This is a genomic window from Salinivibrio sp. MA427 (assembly GCF_001996115.1).
GTDB classification, from domain to species: domain Bacteria; phylum Pseudomonadota; class Gammaproteobacteria; order Enterobacterales; family Vibrionaceae; genus Salinivibrio; species Salinivibrio costicola.
On record NZ_MUFH01000239.1, the window covers coordinates 1 to 4,022 of the forward strand.

The 4,022-nt window shown below is 50.2% G+C and carries 5 protein-coding genes; 2 read left to right on the top strand and 3 right to left on the bottom strand.

Going from position 1 to position 4,022, the window contains the following annotated elements; translation table 11 throughout:
- Positions 1 to 518 precede the first annotated feature (518 nt).
- Both BZG79_RS12485 and xthA read left to right on the top strand, forming a co-directional pair.
- On the top strand, positions 519 to 719 hold the full coding sequence (locus BZG79_RS12485; RefSeq protein ID WP_077456687.1) for a hypothetical protein: 201 nt from the start codon (positions 519 to 521) through the stop codon (positions 717 to 719).
- 118 nt (positions 720 to 837) lie between these two features.
- A complete protein-coding gene (xthA, locus tag BZG79_RS12490) occupies positions 838 to 1,641 on the top strand; it encodes an exodeoxyribonuclease III (RefSeq protein ID WP_077774538.1) in 804 nt (267 codons plus the stop codon).
- Positions 1,642 to 1,716: 75 nt separating this feature from the next.
- Here the strand turns inward: xthA and BZG79_RS12495 are convergent, their stop codons facing one another.
- From BZG79_RS12495 to BZG79_RS12505, 3 genes are read right to left on the bottom strand one after another with little or no spacing between them, the layout of a single operon-like run.
- Positions 1,717 to 2,394, bottom strand: coding sequence for an ABC transporter permease (locus BZG79_RS12495; protein ID WP_077774539.1), 678 nt, complete (start codon positions 2,392 to 2,394; stop codon positions 1,717 to 1,719).
- Positions 2,395 to 2,400: 6 nt separating this feature from the next.
- Positions 2,401 to 3,141 (bottom strand): ABC transporter permease, encoded by a 741-nt coding sequence (locus tag BZG79_RS12500; protein WP_069361036.1) that lies wholly within the window; start codon positions 3,139 to 3,141, stop codon positions 2,401 to 2,403.
- 38 nt (positions 3,142 to 3,179) lie between these two features.
- Positions 3,180 to 3,956 (bottom strand): ABC transporter substrate-binding protein, encoded by a 777-nt coding sequence (locus tag BZG79_RS12505; protein ID WP_077774541.1) that lies wholly within the window; start codon positions 3,954 to 3,956, stop codon positions 3,180 to 3,182.
- Between the last annotated feature and the right edge of the window lie 66 nt (positions 3,957 to 4,022).

Below are 4,022 nucleotides of genomic sequence, written 5' to 3' on the forward strand. Positions count from 1 at the left end.
GCTACGCTATGCCGAGACAAAGCTGGCGATAGGATAAGCGAGCGCTAGAATCATTAACGCGGTGCTGATGTGCCGCGTTGGTGGTCGTCAATACCAAAAAATTATTGGTTAAAACCCTTTACATCGTAAAAAAATGCTGTAATGTGGCCAAAGCTCTAGATACGGAGCATCAAAAGACATCAAGTCAAAGTCGAGACAGACCACGCTATTTCCCGCATAGACTCTCTGCAGCAATCCACTTTCGCTTTTTTCCTAGATTGATAACCCGTTATACGCCCTTTTGCTATCTCTCATTGGTGGGTATCACTGTATTAATGGTGATCGCTCACCCTAAAGAGGCCGACGCATTCATTCGGCCCATGATGGATAACCACTGAGGGCAGAGCAATAATCATTTAACTCATGGAGATAAAATATGGCCGCCACTAACGGCAGACTGCGTCACTGGTATCATTTACGCCGTACGCAAACACAAACGAAAACGTCTCACAACACAACTAAAACAGTAAGGAACGCCATTGATAGTTAACTTTTCACTCCCTAACCTTGCCAACTGGCAGGTCGCGATCCATCAATTTAATGGGGATATTATCCTCAAGCACTTGCTCCATCGCCTACCGACATTATCCCAACCGACGCTACAGTTTGATCCCAGCACCGAGCTTGGCACTATTTTTAGCCAAGGCGAATGCTTGGGTGAGTTTGCTCTCGCGCACTAACGCTTAGACAATATCGCGCGTTTCCATAACCGATAGAAATAGAGGCCGCCTTTCCGTTCATTGAACGAAGCTGGTAAAGTGTCTTGCTATTAACAAGACAACAAAGGCAGCCTCAAACGTGAAAATCATTTCATTCAATATCAATGGTATTCGTGCTCGTTTGCATCAATTGCAAGCCTTGATTGAAAAGCACCAACCTGACGTGATCGGGTTACAAGAAACCAAAGTTCATGACGACGCCTTCCCCCTTGCTGACGTCGAAGCCATGGGTTATGAAGTGCACTTTCATGGCCAAAAAGCCCATTATGGCGTGGCAATGCTGTGTAAGAAGTCCCCTATCAGCGTACAAAAAGGCTTTGCCACTGATGATGAGGACGCGCAACGCCGGATGATCATGGCGACTTTTGAAGACGAAAACGGCAAGCCAATTACTGTGCTCAACGGTTACTTCCCGCAAGGGGAAAACCGCAGCCATGAAACCAAATTCCCCGCCAAGCGTAAGTTTTATCAAGACCTGATGACCTATTTAGCCGGCCATGACCCGAGTGAACAGCTGGTGGTGATGGGCGATATCAATATCAGCCCGAAAGACGATGACATCGGTATTGGCGAGCAAAACGCCAAACGCTGGCTACGCACTGGCAAGTGCTCATTCTTGCCCGAAGAGCGTGAGTGGCTGGGCACCCTGATGGATTGGGGATTTGTTGACACCTTCCGTGCCCTGCATCCTAGCGTGAACGATCAGTTCTCGTGGTTTGACTACCGCTCCCGCGGCTTTGACGATAACCGCGGCCTGCGTATTGACGTGATTCTGGCCACCCCAGATCTAGCGAGCCAATGCATCGATGCTGGCATTGACTACGAGCTCCGTGCGATTGAAAAACCGTCAGATCACGCACCGATTTGGGCGACCTTTAAGTAAGCCCCAAGTTATACGCTTTGGATAAAAAACGCCGCAGATGATCACTGCGGCATTTTTTATTTGAGATTAAGCTAATTAGCTCAGCGGCCTTAAATGGCGCAGGAAGCGGCGCTCTGCTAAGCGGAACATCCAAAGGATGCTAAATGTCAGCGCCATATAGAACGCCCCCGCAGTCAAAAACGACTCGAACGGCGCATAATAGCGCGAGTTAACAATCCGCGCGGCACCGGTTAAATCGACAATGGTGATAATCCCTGCCACCGCTGAGCCGTGGAGCATAAACACCACTTCGTTACTGTACGCCGGTAACGCACGTCGCATTGCGCTCGGCAATACAATGCGCGAAAAGGCTTTATAAGGGCTCATGCCATAAGCGATCGCCGCCTCGACTTCCCCTTTCGGTAAGCCATTAATCGCGCCACGAATGATTTCCGCTGTGTAAGCGGCGGTGTTGAGCACAAAGGCCACCAAAGCGCAGAACCAAGCATGCTGCCACAAGGTATCTTCAACATTTACTACCTGACTTAAGCCGTAGTAAATCAGATACAACTGAATGAGCAACGGTGTACCCCGGAAAAAATAGATAAACGCCCACGCGGGATAGCGCCATAAAGGGAATTGTGCATTACGCGCGACCGCCACTGGCACCGCCACCACTAAGCCAATCACCAACGCAGAGGCTACCAGCCATACGGTGGTCCAAAGGCCGTCTAAGTATATCGGCCAGGTTTCGAGTACAAGAGAAAAATCCATGGTCACCTACCGCGTGTGAATGCTAAAACGGCGCTCCATCCAGCGCAGTCCCGTGGTCGAGATGCTGGTGAAGAGCAAGAAAATCAGTGCGACGGTAAAGTAAAAAGTGAATGGCATTTGGGTGGATCCCGCCGCCAATGCCCCTTTACGCACCATGTCGTCAAGGCCAATGATCGACACCAGCGCGGTGGTTTTAAGCAGTACCAACCAATTGTTGCCAAAGCCTGGCAGCGCATGTCGGATCATCTGCGGCAACAGAATACGGCGAAACGCTAAACTGCTGCTCATCCCATAGGCACGTGCCGCTTCCATTTCGCCTGAATCCACCGCCATGATCGCGCCACGGAAGGTTTCAGCCATATAAGCGCCAAAGATAAACCCAATGGTCAGGATCCCGGCGATAAATGGGCTGACATCGATGTAATCGGGCAAATAGGACGTCCAATCATGATTGGGATCTTGACCGGCCATGTACTCGTTTAACCACTCATTGATGCCGTACAAACTGTTATTTAGCAGCATTTGCCCGCCATAAAAAATCAGCATCATCAGTACAAGATCCGGAATGCCGCGTATCACCGTGGTATACACAGTCGCTATCCCGCGCAGCCAACCAAATTTAGACAGCTTGGCCAACGCCCCCAGCATACCCAGTAGCATGGCAAGACCTAACGAGAGCAGCGCAACCTGAAGGGTCACCCATGCGCCTTCGAGCAGGGACCACTCGTAACCTTTCAAATCAATCATATGAATCGGGCAGCACTTTCATGCTGCCCGCCTGCCTATTACTCGCCGTAAACGTCGTAGTCAAAGTACTTGGCAGCAATCTCGTCATACACGCCTTTTTCACGCAACGAATCGATCGCTTGGTTAAGCTTCTTGGTCAGTTCTTTGTCTTGCTTACGTGTCGCAATACCAAAGCCTTCACCGAACCACTCAGGGTCAGTGCGTGATGGGCCGATAAACGCAAACTCGTCACCCCCCTCTTTGTCGAGCAGCCCTTGCTGGAGTGCCGACGCATCGCCAAGGATTGACTCAATACGGCCTGCTTTAAGATCAAGATAAGCTTCGTCAAAGGTGCCGTAACGGACGATATCCACCGAATCGCCGTAATTATCAGTTAGGTACTTATCATGGGTGGTCGCGCGCTGCACACCAATTTTAACGCCCTCTAAGCCCTCTTTGGTAAAGGTCAGATCCGTGCCTTTTTCGGCCACAAATTTATTAGGGATCAGCGCGTATTTGTTGGTGAAGTCAACTTTTCGCTTACGCTCTTCGGTAATAGACATCGCGGCGATAATGGCATCGTATTTACGTGCCAGCAGCGATGGAATAATGCCATCCCAGTCCTGCGCCACAATCTTACACTTTGCCTGCATCTCTTCGCAGAGCGCATTGGCCATATCGACATCAAAGCCTTTCAGCTCGCCTTCGTTAGTGGTCCAGCTAAATGGAGGGTACGCCCCTTCAATACCAAAACGTACGACCTTCCATTCCTTGGCTGCTACGGAGGTTGACCCAACCGCGGCCATCACAGCGGCGGCAACTAGCCATTTTTTCATCTTCCTGTCTCCTGTCGTTTTTACGATGTTGTCAGGGCTGCGCCCTATTGCATGGTTATGCTATTG